At 58.4% G+C, this 23034-nt stretch carries 25 protein-coding genes; 13 read left to right on the forward strand and 12 right to left on the reverse strand.

What is annotated here, in order from left to right; genetic code table 11:
• Nucleotides 1-4: 4 nt before the first annotated feature.
• From bioD to bioB, 4 genes are read right to left on the reverse strand one after another with little or no spacing between them, the layout of a single operon-like run.
• Nucleotides 5-682 (reverse strand): dethiobiotin synthase, encoded by a 678-nt coding sequence (gene bioD / locus NYE85_RS20700; RefSeq protein ID WP_259006621.1) that lies wholly within the window; start codon nucleotides 680-682, stop codon nucleotides 5-7.
• Complete coding sequence (gene bioC / locus NYE85_RS20705; RefSeq protein WP_259006622.1) at nucleotides 672-1439, reverse strand: malonyl-ACP O-methyltransferase BioC; 768 nt, start codon at nucleotides 1437-1439, stop codon at nucleotides 672-674. Before bioC ends, bioD begins: the two co-directional genes overlap by 11 nt.
• A complete protein-coding gene (gene bioF / locus NYE85_RS20710) occupies nucleotides 1414-2574 on the reverse strand; it encodes an 8-amino-7-oxononanoate synthase (RefSeq protein WP_259006623.1) in 1161 nt (386 codons plus the stop codon). The genes bioC and bioF overlap by 26 nt, the downstream gene beginning before the upstream one ends.
• The gene (bioB, locus tag NYE85_RS20715; RefSeq protein WP_259006624.1) at nucleotides 2574-3611 is read right to left on the reverse strand and encodes a biotin synthase BioB; all 1038 of its coding nucleotides are present in this window, start codon (nucleotides 3609-3611) and stop codon (nucleotides 2574-2576) included. Before bioB ends, bioF begins: the two co-directional genes overlap by 1 nt.
• Before the next feature lie 89 nt (nucleotides 3612-3700).
• Here bioB and bioA point away from each other — a divergent pair, with 89 nt between their 5' ends.
• Nucleotides 3701-4975: an adenosylmethionine--8-amino-7-oxononanoate transaminase gene (bioA, locus tag NYE85_RS20720; protein ID WP_259006625.1), complete on the forward strand. Its 1275-nt coding sequence runs from the start codon at nucleotides 3701-3703 to the stop codon at nucleotides 4973-4975.
• Between the two features lie 2 nt (nucleotides 4976-4977).
• Here the strand turns inward: bioA and NYE85_RS22765 are convergent, their stop codons facing one another.
• Both NYE85_RS22765 and NYE85_RS20730 read right to left on the reverse strand, forming a co-directional pair.
• Nucleotides 4978-5379 (reverse strand): YkvA family protein, encoded by a 402-nt coding sequence (locus NYE85_RS22765; protein WP_309600884.1) that lies wholly within the window; start codon nucleotides 5377-5379, stop codon nucleotides 4978-4980.
• A gap of 2 nt (nucleotides 5380-5381) precedes the next feature.
• On the reverse strand, nucleotides 5382-5657 hold the full coding sequence (locus NYE85_RS20730) for a metal/formaldehyde-sensitive transcriptional repressor (RefSeq protein WP_004965709.1): 276 nt from the start codon (nucleotides 5655-5657) through the stop codon (nucleotides 5382-5384).
• 78 nt (nucleotides 5658-5735) lie between these two features.
• On the opposite strand from NYE85_RS20730, the gene dmeF reads away from it, so the two are divergent.
• Nucleotides 5736-6746 (forward strand): CDF family Co(II)/Ni(II) efflux transporter DmeF, encoded by a 1011-nt coding sequence (gene dmeF, locus NYE85_RS20735; protein WP_259006626.1) that lies wholly within the window; start codon nucleotides 5736-5738, stop codon nucleotides 6744-6746.
• A gap of 47 nt (nucleotides 6747-6793) precedes the next feature.
• Nucleotides 6794-7276, forward strand: a complete 483-nt coding sequence (locus NYE85_RS20740; protein WP_259006627.1) for a kinase inhibitor — start codon at nucleotides 6794-6796, stop codon at nucleotides 7274-7276.
• Between the two features lie 142 nt (nucleotides 7277-7418).
• Here NYE85_RS20740 and pgl read toward each other — a convergent pair whose 3' ends face one another.
• A complete protein-coding gene (gene pgl / locus NYE85_RS20745; RefSeq protein WP_259006628.1) occupies nucleotides 7419-8423 on the reverse strand; it encodes a 6-phosphogluconolactonase in 1005 nt (334 codons plus the stop codon).
• 176 nt (nucleotides 8424-8599) lie between these two features.
• On the opposite strand from pgl, the gene NYE85_RS20750 reads away from it, so the two are divergent.
• Nucleotides 8600-9421 carry a pyridoxal phosphatase gene (locus NYE85_RS20750; protein ID WP_259006629.1) on the forward strand — a complete coding sequence of 274 codons (822 nt, stop codon included), beginning with the start codon at nucleotides 8600-8602 and terminating at the stop codon, nucleotides 9419-9421.
• A 30-nt stretch (nucleotides 9422-9451) separates the two neighbouring features.
• Here the strand turns inward: NYE85_RS20750 and modC are convergent, their stop codons facing one another.
• The 4 genes from modC to NYE85_RS20770 form a co-directional block, all read right to left on the reverse strand.
• The gene (modC, locus tag NYE85_RS20755; protein ID WP_259006630.1) at nucleotides 9452-10519 is read right to left on the reverse strand and encodes a molybdenum ABC transporter ATP-binding protein ModC; all 1068 of its coding nucleotides are present in this window, start codon (nucleotides 10517-10519) and stop codon (nucleotides 9452-9454) included.
• A gap of 1 nt (nucleotide 10520) precedes the next feature.
• Nucleotides 10521-11210: a molybdate ABC transporter permease subunit gene (modB, locus tag NYE85_RS20760; RefSeq protein ID WP_259006631.1), complete on the reverse strand. Its 690-nt coding sequence runs from the start codon at nucleotides 11208-11210 to the stop codon at nucleotides 10521-10523.
• On the reverse strand, nucleotides 11207-11980 hold the full coding sequence (modA, locus tag NYE85_RS20765; protein ID WP_259006688.1) for a molybdate ABC transporter substrate-binding protein: 774 nt from the start codon (nucleotides 11978-11980) through the stop codon (nucleotides 11207-11209). Before modA ends, modB begins: the two co-directional genes overlap by 4 nt.
• A 175-nt stretch (nucleotides 11981-12155) precedes the next feature.
• On the reverse strand, nucleotides 12156-12299 hold the full coding sequence (locus NYE85_RS20770; RefSeq protein ID WP_004965725.1) for an AcrZ family multidrug efflux pump-associated protein: 144 nt from the start codon (nucleotides 12297-12299) through the stop codon (nucleotides 12156-12158).
• Between the two features lie 198 nt (nucleotides 12300-12497).
• Here NYE85_RS20770 and modE point away from each other — a divergent pair, with 198 nt between their 5' ends.
• From modE to gpmA, 9 genes are all read left to right on the forward strand, one after another.
• Nucleotides 12498-13292 carry a molybdenum-dependent transcriptional regulator gene (modE, locus tag NYE85_RS20775; protein WP_259006632.1) on the forward strand — a complete coding sequence of 265 codons (795 nt, stop codon included), beginning with the start codon at nucleotides 12498-12500 and terminating at the stop codon, nucleotides 13290-13292.
• Between the two features lie 90 nt (nucleotides 13293-13382).
• Nucleotides 13383-14855, forward strand: coding sequence for a molybdate ABC transporter ATP-binding protein ModF (gene modF, locus NYE85_RS20780; protein WP_259006633.1), 1473 nt, complete (start codon nucleotides 13383-13385; stop codon nucleotides 14853-14855).
• A gap of 116 nt (nucleotides 14856-14971) precedes the next feature.
• Entirely contained in the window at nucleotides 14972-15544 is a 573-nt protein-coding gene (locus tag NYE85_RS20785) for a cysteine hydrolase family protein (RefSeq protein WP_259006634.1), read from the forward strand.
• A gap of 185 nt (nucleotides 15545-15729) precedes the next feature.
• Complete coding sequence (locus NYE85_RS20790; RefSeq protein WP_259006635.1) at nucleotides 15730-16551, forward strand: CPBP family intramembrane glutamic endopeptidase; 822 nt, start codon at nucleotides 15730-15732, stop codon at nucleotides 16549-16551.
• Nucleotides 16552-16849: 298 nt separating this feature from the next.
• Entirely contained in the window at nucleotides 16850-17899 is a 1050-nt protein-coding gene (gene galT / locus NYE85_RS20795) for a galactose-1-phosphate uridylyltransferase (protein ID WP_259006636.1), read from the forward strand.
• Between the two features lie 11 nt (nucleotides 17900-17910).
• Nucleotides 17911-19062 carry a galactokinase gene (gene galK / locus NYE85_RS20800; protein WP_259006637.1) on the forward strand — a complete coding sequence of 384 codons (1152 nt, stop codon included), beginning with the start codon at nucleotides 17911-17913 and terminating at the stop codon, nucleotides 19060-19062.
• A complete protein-coding gene (gene galM, locus NYE85_RS20805; RefSeq protein WP_259006638.1) occupies nucleotides 19056-20099 on the forward strand; it encodes a galactose-1-epimerase in 1044 nt (347 codons plus the stop codon). The genes galK and galM overlap by 7 nt, the downstream gene beginning before the upstream one ends.
• A gap of 298 nt (nucleotides 20100-20397) precedes the next feature.
• A complete protein-coding gene (locus tag NYE85_RS20810; RefSeq protein WP_259006639.1) occupies nucleotides 20398-20739 on the forward strand; it encodes a PsiF family protein in 342 nt (113 codons plus the stop codon).
• A 200-nt stretch (nucleotides 20740-20939) separates the two neighbouring features.
• Nucleotides 20940-21692 carry a 2,3-diphosphoglycerate-dependent phosphoglycerate mutase gene (gpmA, locus tag NYE85_RS20815; protein WP_004965750.1) on the forward strand — a complete coding sequence of 251 codons (753 nt, stop codon included), beginning with the start codon at nucleotides 20940-20942 and terminating at the stop codon, nucleotides 21690-21692.
• A 58-nt stretch (nucleotides 21693-21750) separates the two neighbouring features.
• On the opposite strand, the gene aroG is transcribed toward gpmA, so the two are convergent.
• A complete protein-coding gene (gene aroG, locus NYE85_RS20820) occupies nucleotides 21751-22806 on the reverse strand; it encodes a 3-deoxy-7-phosphoheptulonate synthase AroG (RefSeq protein ID WP_259006640.1) in 1056 nt (351 codons plus the stop codon).
• Nucleotides 22807-23034: the final 228 nt, after the last annotated feature.

The following is a 23034-nucleotide window of genomic DNA, read 5'->3' on the forward strand; positions in this document are numbered from 1 at the left end:
TCGGCTACAGCAGCGACAGGTTCAGATACTGCCCCAGCGGCTGACGTTCGGCCTGCGACAGATGCGGGATTTCACCCAGTAGCGGTGCCGCCAGCATACGGCTCAGGGTGGTCAGATACTCCTGATGGCGTCGACCCGGCGGCGCCACGTCGTTGGCGATCCAGCCGGCCAGCGTCAAGCCGACCTGCTGCACCGCCTGCGCGGTCAGTACCGCATGGTTGATGCAGCCGAGCTTGATACCGACCACCAACAATACCGGCAACTGCTCTTGCTGCACCCAATCGGCAAAGGTTTGCGTTTCGCTGAGCGGTGTATACCAGCCACCGGCGCCTTCCACCAACAGCCAGTCGGCGCGCTGCTCGAGCCTGCGCAAGCCGGCAGACAGTCGCTCAAAGGCGATCGGTTGCTGCAGCGCCGCGCTGACGATGTGCGGCGAGGTCGGCTCGGCAAAGGTATAAGGGTTGACGTCTTGATAGCCCAGCGCAACGCTGCTGTTGGCCTGCAATGCCAGCGCATCGCTATTGCGCAGGCCATCCGGCGTCATTTCGCTGCCGGAAGCCACCGGTTTGTAGCCGGCACAACGGTAACCCGCCAACTGTGCCGCTTGCAGCAATGCGCTGCTGGCCACGGTTTTACCCACTTCGGTATCGGTTCCGGTGACAAACCAACGCTTAATCGCCATAAATCACTCCATAAACTAGCTGATAACTGAGCGGGAATTGTCCCTGTTGGCAAGGATATGCCGCCTGTAACGCCTTCAGGCGACGCCGGGACATCAACCCGGCGTCGCGCCCCTGATGCAAATGCGTCGCACCGATGCCTTTCAGCGAACGCATCACGGTCATCACATCTGGATAATTCAGCGTGCGGCACACCGTCTCAAGCCGGTGGCGATACGGCGCGCAGGCCGCCTCGATCGCCGACAGTGGTAAAAATTGGTTTACATGACGCTCACCGTCAACCTGTTGCCAGGCATCGCCCAATTCATGCAGCGATCCCTGTGCCAGAGTCGAAAACAGGGTCAGGCCGCCCGGCCGAGTGACGCGCCGCAGTTCGGCCAACGCACGCGGCAGATCGCTGCACCATTGCACCACCAGACTGCTGAAACTGAGATCAACGCAGGCGTCCGGCAGCGGGATATGTTCGATATCGCCGAGCAGATAGTCATCCGCCGCCTGCTGCTGACGGGCAAAGGCCAGCATGCCCGGCGCCAGATCGAGCGCGGTGACCTGCTTGCCCAGCTCGCGCCAGCGGCGGCTGAAATAGCCGGTACCGCAACCGGCGTCGAGCACCTGCTGCGACGGATGAGCCACCCCCATCCCCAGTAAGCGCTCGCCAACCTCACGCTGCAATGCCGCAGCGGCGTCGTAACTTTGCGCCGCACGACTGAATGCCGATGCAACCGCCTGTTTATCAATAATTTCCTGTGCTGACATCATGCAGTACCTCCAGCAGGCGATCGATATCTTGCGGCTGATGCGCCGCCGTCAGAGTAATGCGCAGCCGTGCACCGCCCGGCGGAACCGTTGGCGGACGAATGGCGCTGACCCACAGCCCGTGCTGGCGCAGTTGCTTTGCCAGATCGAGCGCCCGTTGGTTATCTCCCACCAGCAGCGGCTGGATAGCGGTGCGCGACTCGGTCAACGCCAGCGGCAAACCGACGACGCCGTCGCGAAAACGCTGAATGTTGTGGTGCAAACGGCTGCGTAATTCATCACCTTGCTGCACACAACGCAGCGCCGCCTGCAGAGCACAGGCCTGCGCCGGTGGCATGGCGGTGCTGTAAATCAGATGACGGGCAAACTGCAGCAGATATTCCGCCAGCGGTTGGTCGCACAGCACCGCCGCGCCGCTGGCGCCGAACGCCTTGCCAAAGGTGACAACCAGCACCTCCGGCCGCACCTGCTGCTGCCAGCAGCTGCCGCGTCCTTGCTCGCCATGCACACCGATGCCGTGGGCATCGTCGACCATCAGCCACGCGCCCCGCTGCCGACTGAGCTGCTGCAACTCTGCCAACGGCGCAGCGTCGCCGTCCATGCTGAACACGCCTTCGGTCACCACCAATTGCTGCCCGCTACAGGGTTTTGCCAGCAGGCTGGCCAGTGAGGACGGCTGGTTATGTTGAAAACGCCGCAGTTGCGCAGGTGAGTGAGCGGCCGCTTCCAGCAACGAAGCATGGCTGAGTTTATCTGCCAGAATGCGGTCATCGGCCTGCATCAACGCCGCCAGCAACGCCTGATTAGCGGCATAACCGGAAATGAACAACAGCGCGCGCGGATAACCGAGCCAATCCGCCAACTGCGACTCAAGTTGCTGGTGCGGCAAGCTAAATCCGGTTACATGGCCCGAACCGCCGCTGCCGACGCCATACTGCTGCGCGCCCTGTTGCCAGGCGGCGATTGCCGCCGGGTGCCGGCTCAGCCCCAGATAGTCATTGCCGGAAAAATTGAGATATTGCCGCTGGTCCAGCTGAATATGGCGGCCATTGCCGCCCTGATTCACCTGACGCGAACGGTAAGCGGCCGCCTGTCGCCGCAGGGCCAGCGCCTGATCGATCCGTTGTTGCCAGCTCATTACAGCGCCGCGTTGTAATACTCGGCGGTATCGGCATTCAGCAATTGCTGCGCCAGCACCTGCTGTTGCTGGTTATCACCGTGTTCCGTCGCGGTCTGTTCCGGGTTAAGGCCCAGTTTGCGGAACAGCAGCAAATCCTTGTCTTCTTCCGGATTCGGCGTAGTCAGCAATTTGCAGCCGTAGAAGATCGAGTTGGCGCCAGCCATAAAGCACATCGCCTGCGTCTGTTCGTTCATTTGCTCACGACCGGCGGACAGCCGCACGTAAGAGCCAGGCATCATGATGCGCGCCACCGCAATGGTACGAATGAAATCAAACGGATCGACGTCATCGTTATCCGCCAGCGGCGTTCCCTTCACTTTCACCAGCATGTTGATTGGCACGCTCTCCGGTGGTTTGGGCAGGTTGGCCAGCTGTACCAGCAGGCCGGCGCGATCGCGCACCGTTTCACCCAGGCCGACAATGCCGCCAGAACAGACCTTGATGCCTGCACCGCGCACTTTATCCAGCGTATCCAGTCGTTCCTGGTAGCTGCGCGTGGTGATGATATTGCCGTAAAACTCTGGCGAGGTGTCCAGGTTATGGTTGTAGTAATCCAGCCCTGCGTCGGCCAGACGTTCGGCCTGAGTACCGTCAAGGGTGCCCAGCGTCATGCAGGTTTCCATCCCCATCGCCTTCACGCCCTGCACCATCTGTTGCAGATACGGCATATCGCGCTCGTGCGGGTTTTTCCACGCCGCGCCCATGCAGAAACGGGTCGAACCGGCGGCTTTGGCCTTGCGCGCCGATTCCAGCACCTGCTCAACCTGCATCAGGCGTTCAGTTTCCAGCCCGGTTTTATAACGCGAGCTTTGCGGGCAGTATTTGCAGTCTTCCGGGCAGGCACCGGTCTTGATCGACAGCAGGGTGCTGACCTGCACCTGACGTGGGTCGAAATGCTGACGATGGATAGTCTGTGCTTCAAACAACAGCTCGAGTAACGGCTTGTCAAACAGGGCCTGGGCTTGCCCTACGGTCCAGTGAATGCGGTCAGCCATGGCGGCGTCTCCAAAACGAAAAAAGTGTCGTCAGTTTAGATATTGTGGATATACTGTCAACCATTCAGTAATTCATTTGGTTTACAAGCATGTCTATCTCCGCCGCCGATCTCGAATTTGATCAACGCCATATCTGGCATCCCTACACCTCGATGAGCCACCCGCTGCCCTGTTACCCGGTCGAGGCGGCGTCAGGCGTCGAACTGCAACTGGCCGATGGCCGCAAACTGGTCGACGGCATGTCCTCCTGGTGGGCGGCGATCCACGGATACAACCACCCTCGGTTAAATCAGGCGGCAAACGACCAACTGGAAAAAATGTCCCACGTGATGTTCGGTGGCATTACCCACCCGGCGGCCATCACCCTGTGTCGCCAGTTGGTTGACATAACGCCGGCGGCGCTGGAGTGCGTTTTCCTGGCCGACTCCGGCTCGGTCGCGGTGGAAGTGTCGTTGAAAATGGCGTTGCAATACTGGCAGGCGCGTGGCGAGAAACGTCAGCGGATCCTTACGCTGCGCCACGGTTATCACGGCGATACCTTTGGCGCAATGTCGGTGTGCGATCCGGACAACTCGATGCACAGCCTTTATCAGGGCTATCTGGCGTCGCACCTGTTCGCCACCGCGCCGCAATGCCGCTTCGACGGCCAATGGGACGAGCAGGATATCGCGCCGTTTGCCGCACTGCTGGAACAGCATGCCGGTGAAGTGGCCGCAGTGATCCTGGAACCGGTGGTGCAAGGCGCCGGTGGAATGCGGATTTATCATCCAACCTATTTACGTCGGGTACGGGAACTGTGCGATCGCCACCAGGTGTTGTTGATTGCCGACGAAATCGCCACCGGCTTTGGCCGTACCGGCAAACTGTTCGCCTGCGAACACGCCGATATCACTCCGGATATCCTGTGTCTGGGCAAGGCGCTGACCGGCGGCTATATGACGCTCTCCGCTACGCTGACCACCCGCCACGTCGCTGAAACCATCAGTAACGGCGCGGCCGGCTGTTTTATGCATGGCCCGACGTTTATGGGCAATCCGCTGGCCTGCGCCGTTGCCAGCGCCAGTCTGTCGCTGCTGGCAGAAAACCGCTGGCAACAACCGGTCGCGGCGATCGAACGGCAACTCAAGCAGCAGCTATTGCCGCTGGCGGCGCTGCCCAAGGTGGCTGACGTGCGGGTATTGGGGGCGATTGGCGTGGTGGAGATGCGGCAGTCGGTCGACGTCGCGCAACTGCAACGCCTGTTTGTCGAGCGCGGCGTGTGGATACGGCCATTTGGCAAACTGATTTATCTGATGCCGCCGTACATCATCCAACCAAAGCAGCTCAGCCGCCTGACCGACGCGATTGCCGCCGCGGTAGCCTAACCTTACCAGTGCTGGTCCAGATAACGGGCCAGCCATACCAGGCACAGGATCCACAGCACCACGATCACCAGCGCGGCGAAGCGCCCCCGCGGGTTGTCAATGCGCTTTTGCGCCTTGGCGCGCAGTTCTGCCATCAGCGGTTTGGGGATTAAACGCACCGCCAGCATGATGCCCAGTGGTACGATAATCACGTCGTCCAGGTAGCCCAGCAACGGAATAAAATCCGGTATCAGATCGATCGGCGACACCGCATAGCCCGCCACCAGCAAGGCGATCAGCTTGGCGTACCACGGGGTACGGCGATCGCGCGCCGCCAGCCACAGCGCCACGATGTCGCGTTTGATGCCCTTGGCCCAGCGGCGTAGCCTGCCAAACCACGGCGTGCGTTTTTTCAAAGAAATCATGTTTACTTCATATAAGAACGTAAAACCGTCATTAATTGCTCAATGTTCTGCTCACGCTGCTGCTGCGTCGAATCTTCAGCGGCGAGATGCTCGCGCACATGCCCTTCCAGCACCTGCGCCATCAAACCGTTAACCGCGCCGCGAACCGCCGCGATCTGTTGCAGAATAGCAGAACATTCGCACTGATTCTCCAACGCTCTTTCCAGCGCTTCCGCCTGTCCTTTGATCCGTCGCACCCGTGCCAGCAGTTTCTTCTGGTCTTTGATGGTATGGCTCATGCTAGCTTCCCATTGCTACTTACTATACTGGGGTATAGTATAATTGAAGATAGGTTTACTACAGGAAATCTCGCCGCCATGTCTTCATACGCTCCCGCCAGTCAGCGCGAACACAGCCACGTTTTTGATGATGGTAACCCATTGGCCGAAAGAAACACACGCTGGGCGGTGCTGTTGACCGCACTGATGATGGTGATTGAAATCATTGGCGGCTGGTGGTTCAACTCGATGGCGCTATTGGCCGACGGCTGGCACATGAGCTCGCACGCTCTGGCGTTGGGCCTGTCGCTGCTGGCCTACGCTGCCGCTCGCAAGTTGGCACGCGATCGCCGCTTCAGCCTCGGGACCTGGAAAATAGAAGTCTTGGCCGGCTATACCAGCGCGCTATTGCTGATGCTGGTGGCGGCGCTGATGCTGTTCCAATCGGCGCAACGGTTGCTCAACCCCATCGCCATTCATTACAACCAGGCCATCGCCATCGGCATGGTCGGGCTGGTGGTAAACCTGGCCTGCGCCTGGCTGCTGCGCGATGGTGGCCATCACCATGGGCATCACCATCACCATGGGCATCACCATCACCATGGGCATCACCATCATTCCGTGGCACATACGCCACCCGCTGGCGAACATCGGCACGATCTCAACCTGCGCTCAGCCTATCTGCACGTTATTGCCGACGCCGCGACCTCGGTATTGGCGATCGTTGCACTGTTTGGCGGCAAACTGTGGGGAGCGAACTGGCTCGATCCGCTGATGGGGATCGTCGGTGCCTGCCTGGTGGCGGTTTGGGCCTTTAGCCTGATACGCGACTGCGGCAAAGTCTTGCTGGATGCCGAAATGGATGCACCGATAGTGGCAGAAATTCGCCAGCAGTTGGCCGGCTGTGGCCATGCGCTGACTATCACCGATTTGCACCTCGGGCGCATCGGCAAGGGAAAATACCAGTGTGTTATCGCGCTGAGCAGCGCCGATGCCACGCTGACCGCCGATCGGGTTCGGCAGTTGCTGAGTATTCAGCAAGAGCTGGTGCACGTCATCGTGGAAATCAATCGGCCGCCATTGGCACAAGGGGTTGTGTTGTTCCGTTAAAACGATCTACCTTGGTCATTCGGTTTTGCTCGTCAACAGGAGCGATTATGGCTTTTCGTTTAACCAGCAATGATATGCAAGACGGCGAAAAAATGCCGCTGCTTCACGTATTTAACGGTATGGGATATCACGGCGACAATCTGTCTCCGCATCTGGCATGGCGAGGAGTGCCTGAAGGTACCAAGAGCTTTGTGGTGACGGTCTACGATCCCGATGCGCCGACCGGTTCCGGCTGGTGGCACTGGGTAGTGGCCAACATTCCGGCCACCACCCAAGAACTGCCGCAGGGTGCCGGTTCTGGCCTGCCGGGGTTGCCGGCCGGCGCGCTCCAGACGCGAACCGACTTCGGCCAGGCGGGCTACGGCGGTGCGGCACCGCCGCAAGGCGAAAGCCACCGTTATCAGTTTACCGTTCACGCGCTGGACGTAGCACGTATTGATGTCGACGCCAACGCCAGCGGCGCCATGGTCGGCTTCAACGTGCATTTCCACAGTCTGGGCAGCGCTACGCTAACGGTAAAATACAACTGAGAACGCTCGCAGCAGGTATATCCGCCCCCGACGGAAAAGTTGATTCGGCGTAGATAATATAAGGCGGCAAGTTTGTGAATCCCCGGGAGCTTACTCAAGTAAGTGACCGGGGTGAGCAAATGCAGCCAACACAGAGGCAGCTTCAAGTATGACGGGTATCTAACACACTGACCCACATCGGGCCTTTCCCCACCGGATAGCGCGCCAGCGTGGTGAGCTTACCGCTGTTCGCATCAATCTCATGCACCGCAATGTGATCGGATTTCTGCCCGGCGGAGATAATGAAACGCCCTTGGTGATCGATATTGAAGCCGCGCGGCTGCTGTTCGGTCGGCTGATGACCGACGACGGTCAGACGGCTGCCGTCTGCCGATACGCTGAAGATCGACAGGATGCTGGCGGTACGATCGCTGGCATACAGGAAACGGCCGTTAGGGGTAATATGGATATCCGCCGCCCAGCGGGTGCCGTCAAAATCGGCCGGCATCGCGTCGAGGGTCTGAACGCGGGTATAGCTGTTGCCATTGTCGCCGATCGCCAGTACCTCTACCGTACTGTCCAGCTCATTTACCAGATAGGCATGGCTGCCATTTGGGTGGAAGGCCATGTGACGCGGGCCGGCACCGGCAACGGTGGCTACCGCTGCCTGCGCCTGCTCTGCCAGCGTACCGTCCTGGCCGAGATCGAACAGACGAACGCGATCTTCTTTCAGGCAGGGGATCAGTACCCGCTGATTGGTGGGATCGATATTGGCAGAGTGCGGCGCGGTCAGGCCATCAATCTGCTGTAAAGGAGCCGTCACCACGCCGTCATGACCAATCGGGCTGACGCTGGCGCAGTTGCCGCTGTAGGAAACCGAGAATACATAACGGCCCTGTAAATCGGTCGACAGATGAGTCGGGCTGCCCGGCAGCGGCGCCATGCCGGCCTGCTGCAATTGCCCGTCGTCCGCGATGCGGTAGCTGACCACGCCAAACGCCGGGCGTACGCCGACGTACAGGTGCGTGTTGTCCGGGTGGATGGCCATTGGCTGCACTTGTCCTGGGACGTCAACGGTTTGCAGTAGCGTCAGCGCGCCGTCATCCGCTAACTGCCAGACGTGAATCTGCTGGCTTTCCGGGCTGGCGACATAAACGATTTGCTTCATTTTGGCTCCTTGAAAGGGAAAAGAGAAACCGGTTGCAGGTTTTTCGGTTTCCCTTAGCTTACCTGACAAAGCTGACATAACAACCCCGGCTTGCAATAGAATTCGGCGTGGTTTTATCCCGCAGGGATCCGGTGTACCATCGGGTTAATTTTCTTGCTAACGATAATGGAACCGCTATGACCTACCGCGTAATCGCTCTCGATTTGGACGGCACTCTGCTGGACAACCAGAAACGCATCTTGCCGCAGTCTCTCGAAGCGCTGGCCGCAGCGCGCGCGGCAGGCATCAAGGTGGTGGTGGTGACCGGTCGCCACCACGTCGCCATTCACCCGTTCTACCAGGCGCTGCAATTGGATACCCCGGCTATCTGCTGCAACGGCACCTACCTGTATGATTTCCAGCAGAAAAAAGTGCTGGCCTCCGATCCGCTGCCCAAACAGCAAGCCCAGCTGGTGTTGCAAATGCTCAAGCAGAGCGATATTCACGGTTTGATGTACGTTGACGATGCCATGCTGTACCAGGAACCAAGCGGCCACGTGATCCGCTCCCTGGCGTGGGCGGAAACCCTGCCGGTTGCACAACGCCCAACGCTGTTGCAGGTTGACAGCCTGACGCAGGCGGCGGAGGACGCACAGGCGATCTGGAAGTTCGCCACCTCGCATGCGGATATTCCGGCGCTGCGCAGCTTTGCCGAGATGGTGGAAAAAGAGCTGGGTCTGGCGTGCGAATGGTCGTGGCACGATCAGGTGGACATCGCCCAAAGCGGCAACAGCAAAGGCAACCGTCTGCAACAGTGGGTCGCTGCCCAGGGGCTGCGTATGGATCAGGTGGTGGCGTTTGGCGACAACTACAACGATCTCAGCATGCTGGAAGCGGTTGGGCTCGGCGTTGCCATGGGTAATGCCGACGACGCCATCAAACAGCGCGCCGATCTGGTGATTGCCGATCATTTACAGCCTGGCATCGCAGAGGTGATCCGCACGCGGGTGCTGGGTTAATCTGCCCCGCATTCGCCGGGCAGCGAGGCGCTATCGCGTTTCACGGCTGATCGACACGCTTTTTATCTGCGCATACAGCCACTGCCCGGGTTTGATCGCCAACTCATCACGCGCCCAGGGGGTAATGCGCGCCCACAGCACGCTGTCCCCTACCGCCAGTTTCACCTCGACCTGCCCAGCGTTATCCAGACATTCCATCACCTTGGCCGGCAAGATATTGCGAATACTGCTGTTGGTGGGCGGCTGTAATACCAGCGACACATCGGCCGCGTTAATGCGAATACGCAACGCGCTGCCAATCGGCGCGGCAATTGCACTGACCCACAGCCGACGATCGCCCAGCCGCAGTGCGGTCATCGCATAGCGCGGGTGATGTTCGAGCACGCTGACGCACAGCACGCTGCTCTGGTCTTCGCGCTGCAACCATGGCCGCAACGCACTGCTGGCCCAAACGTCTTCCAATCCGCCGCAGGCTAGCACCCGCCCAGCATCCAGCACCATCACCTGCCCGGCCAGGCGCAGGATCTCGTCCATGCTGTGGCTAACGTACAGCATCGGGATATTGACATCCTGTGTCAGTCGTTCCAGATACGGCAGCAGCTCGCGTTTGCGCGGTAAGTCCAGCGATGCCAGCGGTTCATCCATCAGCAGCAGTTCCGGAGCGGTCAGCAGCGCGCGACCGATCGCCACCCGCTGTTTCTCGCCACCGGACAGCGTCAACGGCAAGCGGTTAAGTAATGGTCCAATGCCCAGCAGTTCAACGATACCGTCAAACTGGCCGCGCATCGACGGCGCCATGCCGTATTGCAGATTGCCACGCACCCGATAGTGCGGAAACAGGCGCGCGTCCTGAAATACATAGCCGATGCGCCGCTTTTCGGCTGGCAAACACAGGCCGGCAGCGGTGTCCACCAGCGTGCGACCGTTGAGTACGATGCGCCCTCGATCCGGCCGAGTCAGCCCGCCAATGGCGTTGATCAATGAGGTTTTACCGGCACCGGAAAGGCCGAAAACCGCCGTGATGCCCTGCGCCGGCAGCTCGGCCTGTACCTCCAGTTGCAGCTCCCCCAGCCGTTGGCTGAAATCCAGCGTCAGCATTTCAGCCTCCCATCCGTTTACGGCCCCAACGGGCCAGCCATTCCGATGCCATTAGCGCAATCAGCGACAGTACGATGGCGATCGCACATAAACGCGCGGCGGCGGTCTCCGCGCCGGGCGTTTCGATCAAGGTGTACATCGCCAGCGGAATGGTGCGGGTTTCACCGGGAATATTGGATACAAAGGTGATAGTGGCGCCAAATTCGCCCAGAGAACGGGCGAACGCCAGCACCACGCCGACGATAACCCCGGGCAACGACAACGGCAGCGTAATGGTAAAAAACACCCGCCATGGTGATGCGCCAAGGGTGTGCGCGGCCTGTTCCAGACGGCTATCTACCGCTTCCAGCGCCAGACGGATGGCGCGGACCATCAACGGAAACGCCACCACCGCCGACGCCAGTGCCGCGCCGCGCCAACTGAAGCTGAAGCTGAAGCCGAACCAGTCATACAGCCACTCGCCAATCGCACCGCGCCGTCCCATGACAATCAGCAGCAGATAACCCACTACCACCGGTGGCAACACCAGTGGCAAATGGATAATGCTGTCGAGCAGCGATTTGCCGGGGAAGTCGCAACGCACCAGGATCCAGGCGATCAGAATGCCCAACGGCAAACTGCCTATTACCGCCAGGCTGGCGACTTTCAGGCTCAGTTCAATGGCCTGCCATTCATACTCGCTGAGCATCATTGACGTGGGGAGAATCCATAACGTTGGAAAATAGCCGCGGCTTGCGGACTCTTCAGATAGGTATAGAAAGCGCTCACACTCGGAGTGTCATGGCCTTTGACCATCGCCATCGGATATTCCACCGGTTTGTGGCTATCGGCCGGGAAGACGCCGATGGCCTTCACCTTATCGCTGGCGACGGCATCGGAACCATAAACGATGCCAAGCGGCGCTTCCTGCCGCTCCACCAGCGCCATTGCGCTGCGTACATTATTGGCACGTGCCAGCATCGGCTCCAACTGCGGCCAGGCCTTGAGATTTTGCAGCGCCTCCTTGGCATAAATACCGGCCGGCACGTGATCGGGATCGCCCACCGCCAGACGACCGCCGTCCAGCAGACGGGTCCAGTCGGTTTGCGTCGTGATGGCGACCTTGTCCAGTTTGGCGCCCCTGGCGGCGATCAGCACCAGATCGTTGCCAAGCAGGGTGTAGCGACTGTCTGCCACCATCTGCCCCTTGTCGATGGCGTAATCCATCCATTGCTGATCGGCCGAGATAAACAGATCGGCAGGAGCGCCCTGCTCAATCTGCCGCGCCAACGTGGATGAGGAAGCGAAGGAAGACACCACCTGCACATTTTTCCCCTGCTGATATTGCTCGGTAATTTCCTGCAACGCATTGGTTAACGACGCCGCGGCAAAAACGGTGATTTTATCTGCCGCCGAAGCCTGCATTACCATGCCGGATGCCAATACGATACCGCCGAGCCATTGAGTCCATTGCTGTTTCATCATTCCGCTCTCTCTGCCAGTTATACGCCGGGTCAACTTTCGTTATATACAAAATGATATAACGTTGAGCAAAAGCTTGTCATGCGCTTTATGGTCGAATAATGGGTTTATCGGCAGTTGGGAAATTAACTTGAACAACGCCCGCCGCAGGCTCGACGGGCGTCAGAAAAAGGGATCAGCTACGTTTTTCTTTTGAAGGGCTGGCTTTGGAGAAGATATTGAACACTTCCGCCAGGCCGTAGATCAAGCCAAGGATCACTGCCATGACGACGGGTACCATCACCACGGCGAACACTAGACTTTTCAATAATTCCAACATGTTAGCCTCACTTACACTGCGTATTTAAACAACGGCTCAATGTTTACTGTAAACTAAATTCACGGTAAAAACGCGGGTATTTTAGCGACAGTGTGAAGTTTATCCTCAGCCAAACGTGCTGAAACCGTGCGATTTGGCGCTTATCGCCAGATCGGTGACAATAGCGAAATCAACCTTTTGCAGCCGACAGGATATGTCATGCAGGCCGAAATTCTTCTTACTCTCAAGCTCCAGCAAAAACTGTTTGCCGATCCGCGCCGCATCGCGCTGCTCAAGCAGGTGTCGCATACCGGTTCAATCAGTCAGGGCGCCAAGCTGGCGGGCATCAGCTACAAAAGCGCCTGGGATGCGATTAATGAAATGAACCTGCTGGCGGAGCACACCGTGGTGGAGCGTGCCACCGGCGGCAAAGGCGGCGGCGGCGCGCAGATTACCCGCTACGGTCAACGGCTGATACAGCTGTACGATCTGCTGGGCCAGATTCAGCAAAAAGCCTTTGACGTGTTGCAACAGGACGACACGCTGCCACTCGACAGCCTGCTGGCGGCAATTTCACGCTTTTCGCTGCAAACCAGCGCGCGCAACCAGTTTTTCGCCACGGTAATTATGCGCGATGGTCAACAGGTGCAGCAGCATGTCCAGTTGTTGCTGGCCGATGGGCACACCCGTCTGACCGCCGCCGTCACCGAACAGAGCGCCGAGCGCCTGCAATTGTCGCCCGGCAAAGAGGTACTGGCGCTGATCAAGGCGCCGTGGGTAAAACTCAATACCGACCCGGCGCTGGCCGGCGCCGCAGACAATGCCCTGTGCGGCAACGTGGCCAGCATCCAGCTGGGCTGCGATCACAGTGAAGTGCTGGTGACGCTGAACGGCGGCGAAACGCTGTGCGCGACAATCGCCAACCTGGAACTGCAACAGCTCAAACTGCGTCCCGGCATGGCGGTCAATGCCTTGTTCAATGCCGATCGGGTGATCGTCGCCACGCTGTGCTGAACGCAATGTGTCGTTGCATTTTTGTCAATTGACATCCCATGGCGATGCGCTTATTTCTAACCTTAATAATTGCGTAAAAAGGAATAGGTGATGTCATCGTTGCACATTTCGCAAGGCTCATTTCGGTTAAGCGATACCCGTACCCTGACGCTGGACGAGATAACGATCCGTTCCGGCGACAGCTGGGCGTTCGTTGGCGCCAACGGCAGCGGCAAGTCCGCGCTGGCTCGCGCCCTGGCGGATGAACTGACGTTGCTGCGTGGTGAACGTCGCAGTGACTTCCAGCACGTGGTACGGATTTCGTTTGAACAGTTGCAAAAGCTGGTCAGCGACGAATGGCAACGCAATAATACCGATATGCTGAGCCCAGGCGAAGAAGACACCGGACGTACCACCGCAGAAATCATTCAGGAAGAGGTGAAAGATGCCGCACGCTGCGCACAGCTGGCCGCCCAGTTCGGCATCAGCGCCCTGCTTGAGCGGCGTTTCAAATATCTTTCCACCGGCGAAACCCGCAAAACGCTGCTGTGCCGCGCGCTGATGCCGCAGCCGGATCTGCTGATCCTCGACGAGCCATTCGACGGGCTGGACGTGAGTTCACGCACACAGCTGGCCGCGTTGCTGGCAACGCTGTCCCAACAGGCCTGCACGCTGGTATTGGTCTTGAACCGCTTTGACGAAATTCCCGACTTTGTCCAGCAGGTCGGCATACTGGCGGATTGCACGCTGGCCAGCCACGGCCCACGTGAACAGGTGATGCGCGATGCGCTGGTGGCTCAGCTGGCACACAGCGAAAACCTCGCCGGTCTGACGCTGCCGGACAGCGACGATCCGCAGCAAAAATCGACGCTGCCGGCGGATCGGCCGTTGATCCTGTTGCGCGACGGCGTGGTCAGCTACAACGATCGGCCGATCCTCAATCATCTCGACTGGCAGGTGAACCCAGGGGAGCACTGGCAAATCATCGGTCCCAACGGCGCAGGGAAATCCACCCTGCTCAGTTTGATCACCGGCGATCACCCACAGGGCTACAGCAACGATCTGACGCTGTTCGGCCGCCGACGCGGCAGCGGCGAAACCATCTGGGACATCAAGCGTCATATCGGTTATGTCAGCAGTAGTCTGCATCTGGATTATCGCGTCAGCAGCAGCGTGCGCAACGTCATTACCTCCGGTTTCTTTGATTCCATTGGCATTTATCAGGCAGTTTCCGATCGCCAGCGGCAACTGACCGACCAATGGTTACAGCTGCTCGGACTGGAAGGTGCACGCGGTGAAGCCCCCTTCCACAGCCTTTCCTGGGGGCAACAGCGCCTGGCTCTGATTGCGCGCGCGCTGGTCAAGCACCCGGCGTTGCTGATTCTGGATGAGCCGTTGCAGGGACTGGATCCGCTCAACCGCCAACTGGTGCGCCGTTTTGTTGACGTACTGATCGGCCAGGGCGCCACCCAGTTGCTGTTTGTCTCGCACCATGCGGAAGATGCTCCTCAGTGCATCACCCATCGGCTCAGCTTTATTGCCGACGCCGACGGCTACCGCTATCAATCCGCTAGCCTGACGTAATCTGAACGGATGCGTGGTATTCCACGCATCTGCGACATATTCGGCAACACTTCCCCGCAGCACGTCACATCTGGCCTTTTATGATAAGGATATGAAGAGCCGTTGCTGGAGAACGCATGTCTACCGCACTGATTATTATCGATCTGATCGAGGATCTGATCGGCGCCAAGGGGCGCGCCAACCAATGCCGCCAACAGGTCGAGCAGCATGCGGTTATCGCACACGTCAATGCTGCTGCGGCCTACGCCCGGGTGCGTAAAATCCCGGTGGTCTGGGTACGAGTTGGTTTTGCCGACGACTATCACGACATTCCGCCCCATTCGCCGCTGTTCGCGCGCTTGAAACAGGTAGGCGCCCTGCGCCGCAACGGCCCCGGTTGCCAATGGGCGACGGGGTTAGAGGTGTATCAGCAAGATGTCTGCTTTGAAAAAACCGCCGTCTCGGCATTTGCCGGTAACAATTTGTTAGTGTGGCTGCAGCAGAATCGCTACCATCATCTGTTGCTGGGCGGCGTCAGTACCCCGCTGGCGATTGAAAGCACCGCGCGGCAGGCGCACGACAACGGCTTTCAGGTGACGATACTGCAGGACCTATGTGCTGCGCCAAGCGAAGAGCTTCACCAACAAAGCCTGGAAACGTTGCAGAATCTGGCGGAAATTACCCGCTCGCAACACTGGATGAAGGGCTGATTTCAACATAACGCCAGCCGCATTGGCCGGCGTTTTATCCTAATTGCTCACTGCACCGACCTTGTCCGGCATTTGCTTATGTTACTATCCGGTTTACTCTCACTTCATTGGCTCGTTACATGCCGAGATCGCAATGACTGCCTTCGGTAACGAGCGCCGTGTATTAATTTTAAAGGGATACGATTATGTGGGGCGTACTATCGGCTTCGTTGTTTTTTTTGCCATTTAATCGCCTGATTGCCTGGTGCATTCTGGCTGCCTCGACGGGCATGGGCATCTATCATCATATACTCACGCCGTTCAGCCTGGCCTGCATGGCCGTGCTCGCCGGGCTGGCCGCGCTGCGTCACTATTACCGCACACAGCGCGGATTGGCTAGCGTGCTGGAAGCGTTGCTGGTGGCCGGCTGCGTCGCGCTGTTCTTTCATTTGCTGCCGGGATTCAATAATCCGCTGGCGATAGAGAACGTGAAAGCCGGCCCGCTCAGCGCGCCGTTCAATATGCACTACAACTTTGACAAGGCGCTGATACCGTTCCTGCTGTTTGCCTGTCTGCCCACCCTGTTTAACGCCGGCAAGGCCGAGAAAAACGTCGGTGTTGGCGCCTGGCTGTGGCTGTTCGCCAGCGTTCCGCTGCTGCTGCTGCTGGCTGTGGCAATCGGTGGGCTCAAGATAGAACCCCATTTCCCGGACTGGATCCTGACCTTTAGCATGGCCAATCTGTTCTTTGTGGCGATGGCAGAAGAAGCGTTATTCCGCGGCTATCTGCAACAGCGGTTGGGTGCGTGGCTGGGAGCCTATCCGGCGCTGATCGTGGCATCGCTGCTGTTCGGCGCGGCACACTTCCCTGCCGGCATGCTGATGGTGGCCTTCGCCACGCTGACCGGGGTGATCTACGGCCTGGCCTGGATGTGGAGCGGTCGTTTATGGTTGCCTATCGCGTTGCATTTTGGCTTCAATCTGATCCATCTGCTGTTTTTCACCTATCCGCTCTATCAACATCCATAAACCGTACACGTCGACAGGGATATTCCTGTCGACAGTATGGATGAAAACGCTACCACCAATTTATTCACCATTAGCCACTGTGACATCGCACGCCGATTAAAGCGTCTGTTTACCCCTGTCCAACCCTTGACGTCACCTAGTGTAAACGATTCCATTTTTCGCGCTAGATCACCTTTTTATTACCCCAAGCATGTTATCTTTTTAGCCATTAAATTGACAACGCCATCCGGTCAATACCGGGCAACGGTGAATTGGAAGCGATTACACACCGTTATGCAGGCATGCTGAAGGAAATGCTATGACGGATTTTAATCCCATCGATCACCCACACCGCCGCTATAACCCGTTAACCGCGCAGTGGGTACTGGTTTCGCCGCACCGCGCCAAACGACCGTGGCAAGGACAGCAAGAAGCCTTGGTCCAGGAAACGCTGCCGCAGCATGATGCGGACTGCTTCCTATGCCCCGGCAATACCCGCGTGACCGGCGATCAGAATCCCGACTATCACAGCACCTATGTGTTCACCAACGATTTTGCCGCGCTGATGAGCGATACCCCGCAGGCGCCAGAAAGCGACGATCCGCTGATGCGTTGCCAAAGTGCCCGTGGCACCAGCCGGGTGATCTGTTTTTCGCCGGATCACAGCAAAACGCTGCCTGAATTGACGCTGACGGCGCTGGGACAAGTGGTGGCAGCCTGGCAAACCCAGACCGCCGAACTGGGGCGCGTTTACCCGTGGGTACAGGTGTTCGAGAACAAAGGCGCGGCCATGGGTTGCTCCAATCCGCATCCGCACGGCCAGATCTGGGCCAACAGTTTCCTGCCTAACGAGGCCGAACGCGAAGACCGACTACAGCGTGAATATTACGATCGGCATCACTCGGCGATGCTGGTGGATTATGCGCAACGTGAGCTGGCCGACGGCAGCCGTACGGTGGTAGAAACCGAGCATTGGCTGGCGGTGGTGCCCTATTGGGCCGCCTGGCCGTTTGAAACGCTGCTGATGCCAAAGGGCGCAGTGCAGCGCATTACCGAGCTCAGCCCGCAGCAAAGCGCCGATCTGGCACTGGCGCTAAAGAAACTGACCAGCCGCTATGACAATCTGTTCCAGTGCTCTTTCCCCTATTCCATGGGCTGGCACGGTGCGCCGTTCAACCAGGCGGATAACCGCCACTGGCAATTGCATGCCCATTTCTATCCACCATTGCTGCGCTCCGCAACGGTGCGCAAATTTATGGTGGGCTACGAGATGCTGGCGGAGACCCAACGTGACCTGACCGCCGAACAGGCCGCCGAACGCCTGCGCGCCGTTAGCGATATTCATTACCGTGAAGCCCAAGTGAAGTAAGGAACCGCATAATGAGTTTGAAAACCCTGACACAAACCGTTTTCAGCGAACGCTTTGGTTACGCGCCGACCATGACCATTCAGGCTCCCGGCCGCGTGAACCTGATCGGTGAACATACCGATTACAACGATGGCTTCGTACTGCCCTGCGCCATTGACTACCAAACGGTAATCAGCATTGCCAAACGCGACGATCGCCAGATCCGCGTGCTGGCCGCCGACTACGATAATCAGCAGGATCAATTTTCGCTCGATGCCGCGATCGAAGCGCATCCGCAACTGCAATGGGCCAATTATGTGCGCGGCGTAGTGAAGCATCTGCAAAGCCGTAACGCCGACTTTGGCGGTGCCGATCTGGTGATCGGCGGCAATGTTCCCCAGGGCGCCGGCCTCAGTTCGTCAGCCTCGCTGGAAGTAGCGCTCGGCCAGGCGTTGCAGGCGCTATACCAATTGCCGCTCGACGGTGTGGCACTGGCGCTGAACGGTCAGGAAGCGGAAAACCAGTTCGTCGGCTGTAACTGCGGCATTATGGATCAGTTGATTTCCGCCCTCGGCCAAAAGGATCACGCCCTGTTGATTGACTGCCGCTCGCTGGAAACGCGCGCGGTGCCAATGCCGCCAAATGTTGCGGTAGTGATCATCAATTCCAACGTCAAACGTGGACTGGTCGACAGCGAATACAACACCCGCCGCAAGCAGTGCGAAGCAGCAGCGCGCTTCTTTGGCGTCAAGGCGCTACGCGACGTCAGTCCGGAGCTGTTTTTCCCGATCCAGCATGAAATGGATCCGCTGGTGGCCAAGCGCGCGCGCCATGTAATCAGCGAAAACCAACGCACGCTGGCAGCGGCAGAGGCACTGGCGGCTGGCGATCTGAAGCGTATCGGTGCTCTGATGGCGGAATCGCACGCGTCGATGCGCGACGACTTTGAAATTACCGTACCGCCGATCGACACGCTGGTCGAGATTGTGAAAGGGGTGATTGGCGATCGCGGTGGCGTTCGCATGACCGGTGGAGGCTTTGGCGGCTGTATCGTCGCGCTGATGCCGCTGGATCTGGTGGAAGCGGTACGGAGCACGGTACAGCGCGAATACCCTAAACTGACCAACGGACTGCAGGAAACCTTCTATATCTGTACCGCTTCACAAGGAGCCGGCCAATGCTGAACCACGACGACCAACTGGCCCCCGACGGCCAGCCGTTTACCCTGACGACGCTGCAAAACGCCGGCGGTATGAGCGTCACGCTGATGGACTGGGGCGCGACCTGGCTGTCTGCGCTGCTGCCGTTGCATGATGGCTCGCAGCGCGAGTTGCTGCTGGGATGCGCGTCACCGGCGGACTATCCACGGCAAGCCGCCTACCTGGGCGCGACCGTTGGCCGTTACGCCAACCGCATCGCCCACGCCAGCCTGACCATCGACGGCGCGCCTTGCCCACTGGTCGCCAATCAGGGCGAACACCAGCTGCATGGCGGACCACAGGGGTTTCATGCCCGCCGCTGGCAGATTGCCAGCCAGGATGCGCAGCAGGTGGTCTATCAATTGCATTCAGCCGATGGCGATCAGGGCTTCCCCGGCAATCTTCAGGTCAGCGTCAGCTACCGCCTCACCGACGATCGCCGGTTGGAAATCAGCTATCAGGCGCAGACCGATCGGGCCTGTCCGGTCAATCTCACCAATCACGCCTATTTTAACCTTGACGGTGCCGGTCAGGACGCGCGTTTGCAGACGCTGCAACTATTTGCCGATCGTTATTTGCCGGTCGACAGTGAAGGCATTCCCTGCGCGCCGCTCAGCGAGGTCAACGGCAGCGGTATGGACTTCCGCCAGCCAAAAACCATCATGCAGGACCTGCTGCGGGACCTCGACCAGCAACGGGTGAAGGGCTACGATCACGCCTATCTGTTGCACTCTGCCTGCAGCAGGTTGGCAAGTCCGGCGGCACACCTGTGGTCCGCGGACGGCAAGGTAAAAATGAGCGTGTTCACCGACGCGCCGGCGCTGCAATTGTACAGCGGCAACTACCTTGACGGCGTGCCGGCACGTGACGGCGGCAGCTACGCCCATTACGCCGGCGTGGCGCTGGAAAGCGAGTTCCTGCCCGACAGCCCGCATCACCCGGAGTGGCCGCAGCCAAGCTGTTGGCTACAGCCAGGGCAAACCTACCGCAGCGCCACCCATTATCAATTCTTTGCATTATGACCGGCGTCCCCGCGCCATGCGGTGCGGGGCGTACTGTTATAAATCCTTACCGTTTTCCCCGCCCGCTCCCTCCTCTGCCGCCTTTCCTTATCGTCAGACGCACACTAGAATCAGGCTACGGTGATAGGCACAGCGTCTTGTGCGACGTCACAATTTTCGGTCTTTATACAGCCTGTCATTGATGATGCATCGCGACGGTACGCCTGCCCAGATCGGTGTCGAAGCAGTCAGGTAGCGCCAGCAACGAGGCAGCGGCAACAGCGGCTGTATGGCCCGGTTAATAGCTGAAGGAACACTTATGCGACTGATTACTGCACTCCCATTACTGGCCGGTTTACTGTTGAGCACTAACCTGATAGCAGCCGAAACGCCGGCTAAAACGCCGTCCCCGGCGCAGGCAGCCCAGCAAAAACGCATGACCGATTGCAATCAGCAAGCCACCACTCAATCACTGAAAGGCGCCGATCGCTCCACCTTCATGAGCACCTGCCTGAAGTCGGAAGGCCACAAGACCACCGATAAGGCGCTGACGCCACAGCAGCAGAAAATGAAGAGCTGCAACGCCGATGCCGCCAAAAAGAGCCTGAAAGGCGAAGAACGCAAATCCTTTATGAGCAGTTGCCTGAAAAAAACCGCCTGACCGCCTTGCCCCTCGGCGTGCTGATGCGCGCCGACGTCCCTGCATTGCCGCCTGAACGATTCAGCTTTTCCGCGCGCCAGCCCTTACTAAACGGCAATAAATTCGCTATGGTTTAATACTATCGATTGCCGCGCCGACCATGGCGGCAATATAATGATATTAGTTATCATTGAACTGTCCGATTATTAAGGAGTTAAGCTATGGCTGTAACTAAGCTGGTTCTGGTGCGTCACGGCGAAAGCCAGTGGAACAACGAAAACCGCTTTACCGGTTGGTATGATGTTGATCTGTCCGATAAAGGTCGCACCGAAGCGAAAGCAGCTGGCAAGCTGTTGAAAGATGAAGGTTTCGCTTTTGACTTCGCTTATACCTCCGTACTGAAGCGCGCGATCCACACCCTGTGGAGCGTACTGGACGAACTGGATCAGGCCTGGCTGCCGACTGAAAAATCCTGGAAGCTGAACGAGCGCCACTATGGTGCATTGCAGGGTCTGAACAAAGCAGAAACCGCAGAAAAATACGGTGACGAGCAGGTTAAGCAATGGCGTCGCGGCTTCGCGGTAACGCCACCAGAACTGACCAAAGACGACGAGCGCTACCCAGGCCATGACCCACGTTACGCGGCGCTGACCGAAAGCGAACTGCCACTGACCGAAAGCCTGGCGCTGACCATCGATCGCGTTATCCCTTACTGGGACGCAGAAATCCTGCCACGCATCAAAAGCGGTGAGCGCGTGATCATCGCCGCCCACGGTAACTCCCTGCGTGCGCTGGTGAAATATCTGGACAACCTGAGCGAAGATGAAATTCTCGAGCTGAACATCCCGACCGGCGTGCCGTTGGTGTATGAGTTCGATGAAAACTTCAAACCACTTAAACGCTACTACCTGGGCAATGCCGACGAAATCGCTGCGAAAGCCGCTGCCGTCGCCAACCAGGGTAAAGCGAAGTAATTTTCCCCCAATGTAAAAAGCCCCCGGTTTGCGCCGGGGGCTTTTTTATGCCGTCAATTTACAGGCTACGACGTGCTTTCACCGCCGCGGCCAGATTGCGCAGCACGGTTTCGGTGTCGTCCCAGCCGATGCAGGCGTCGGTAACGCTCTTACCGTAAACCAGCGGTTCGCCGCTTTCCAGATTCTGATTGCCTTCCACCAGATGGCTTTCGATCATCACGCCGATAACCGCCTTCTCGCCGCCGCTAATCTGCTGGCAAACGTCAGCGCTGACGTCCATTTGCTTTTTGAACTGCTTGCTGCTGTTGGCGTGGCTGAAATCGATCATCACGTTGGCCGGCAGACCCGCCTTGTCCAGCCCCTCTTTTACCGCCTTGACGTGGGCTGCACTGTAGTTTGGCTCTTTGCCGCCGCGCAGAATGATATGGCAGTCCCCATTGCCGCTGGTGTTGACGATGGCGGAATGCCCCCACTTGGTCACCGACAGGAAGCAATGTGGTGCGCTGGCAGCATTGATGGCGTCGATTGCCACTTTAATGGTGCCATCGGTACCATTCTTGAAGCCCACCGGGCAAGATAGGCCGGACGCCAGCTCACGATGCACCTGAGACTCGGTGGTACGTGCGCCGATTGCCCCCCAGCTCATCAGATCCGCCAGGTATTGTGGGGTGATCATGTCAAGGAACTCACCCGCCGCCGGCAGTCCGCTGTCGTTGATGTCCAGTAACAGCTTACGCGCCAGACGCAGGCCTTCGTTGATCTGGAAGCTGTTGTCCATCAGCGGATCGTTGATCAACCCTTTCCAGCCCACGGTGGTACGCGGCTTTTCAAAATAAACGCGCATTACCACTTCCAGCTCGCCTTGCAGTTCCTGACGCAGCTTCAGCAGGCGAGCGGCGTATTCCTTGGCCGCTTTGGTGTCATGGATCGAACACGGGCCGATCACCACCAGCAGGCGATCGTCGCTGCCACGGAGAATCTTATGAATTGCACTACGCGCCAATGACACCGTTTCCGCTGCCCGTTCGCTGGCCGGATATTTCTCCAACAGCGCCACCGGTGGCAACAGTTCCTTGATTTCTGTAATGCGCAAGTCGTCGTTTTGGTAAGTCATAACATTTCCATTCGGTATCAATAAGGGTAATTCGCAATGCGTAGATCCAACCAATCTAGCCTGTGCGACTGGCGCTGTAAATCACCTTTGGCCTGCTGAATGAGAGCAGTCCGGTTGATCGTCATGACATATAAACTAAACTTACCAATTGACGGCAGCTCAACGAGTGGCCATGGCATATAGCCGCTCACCATCAGTCACGAATCTGTAACAATGATGGAGAAACAT

It is taken from the genome of Serratia sp. AKBS12, from assembly GCF_024793895.1.
Lineage (GTDB): Bacteria > Pseudomonadota > Gammaproteobacteria > Enterobacterales > Enterobacteriaceae > Serratia_F.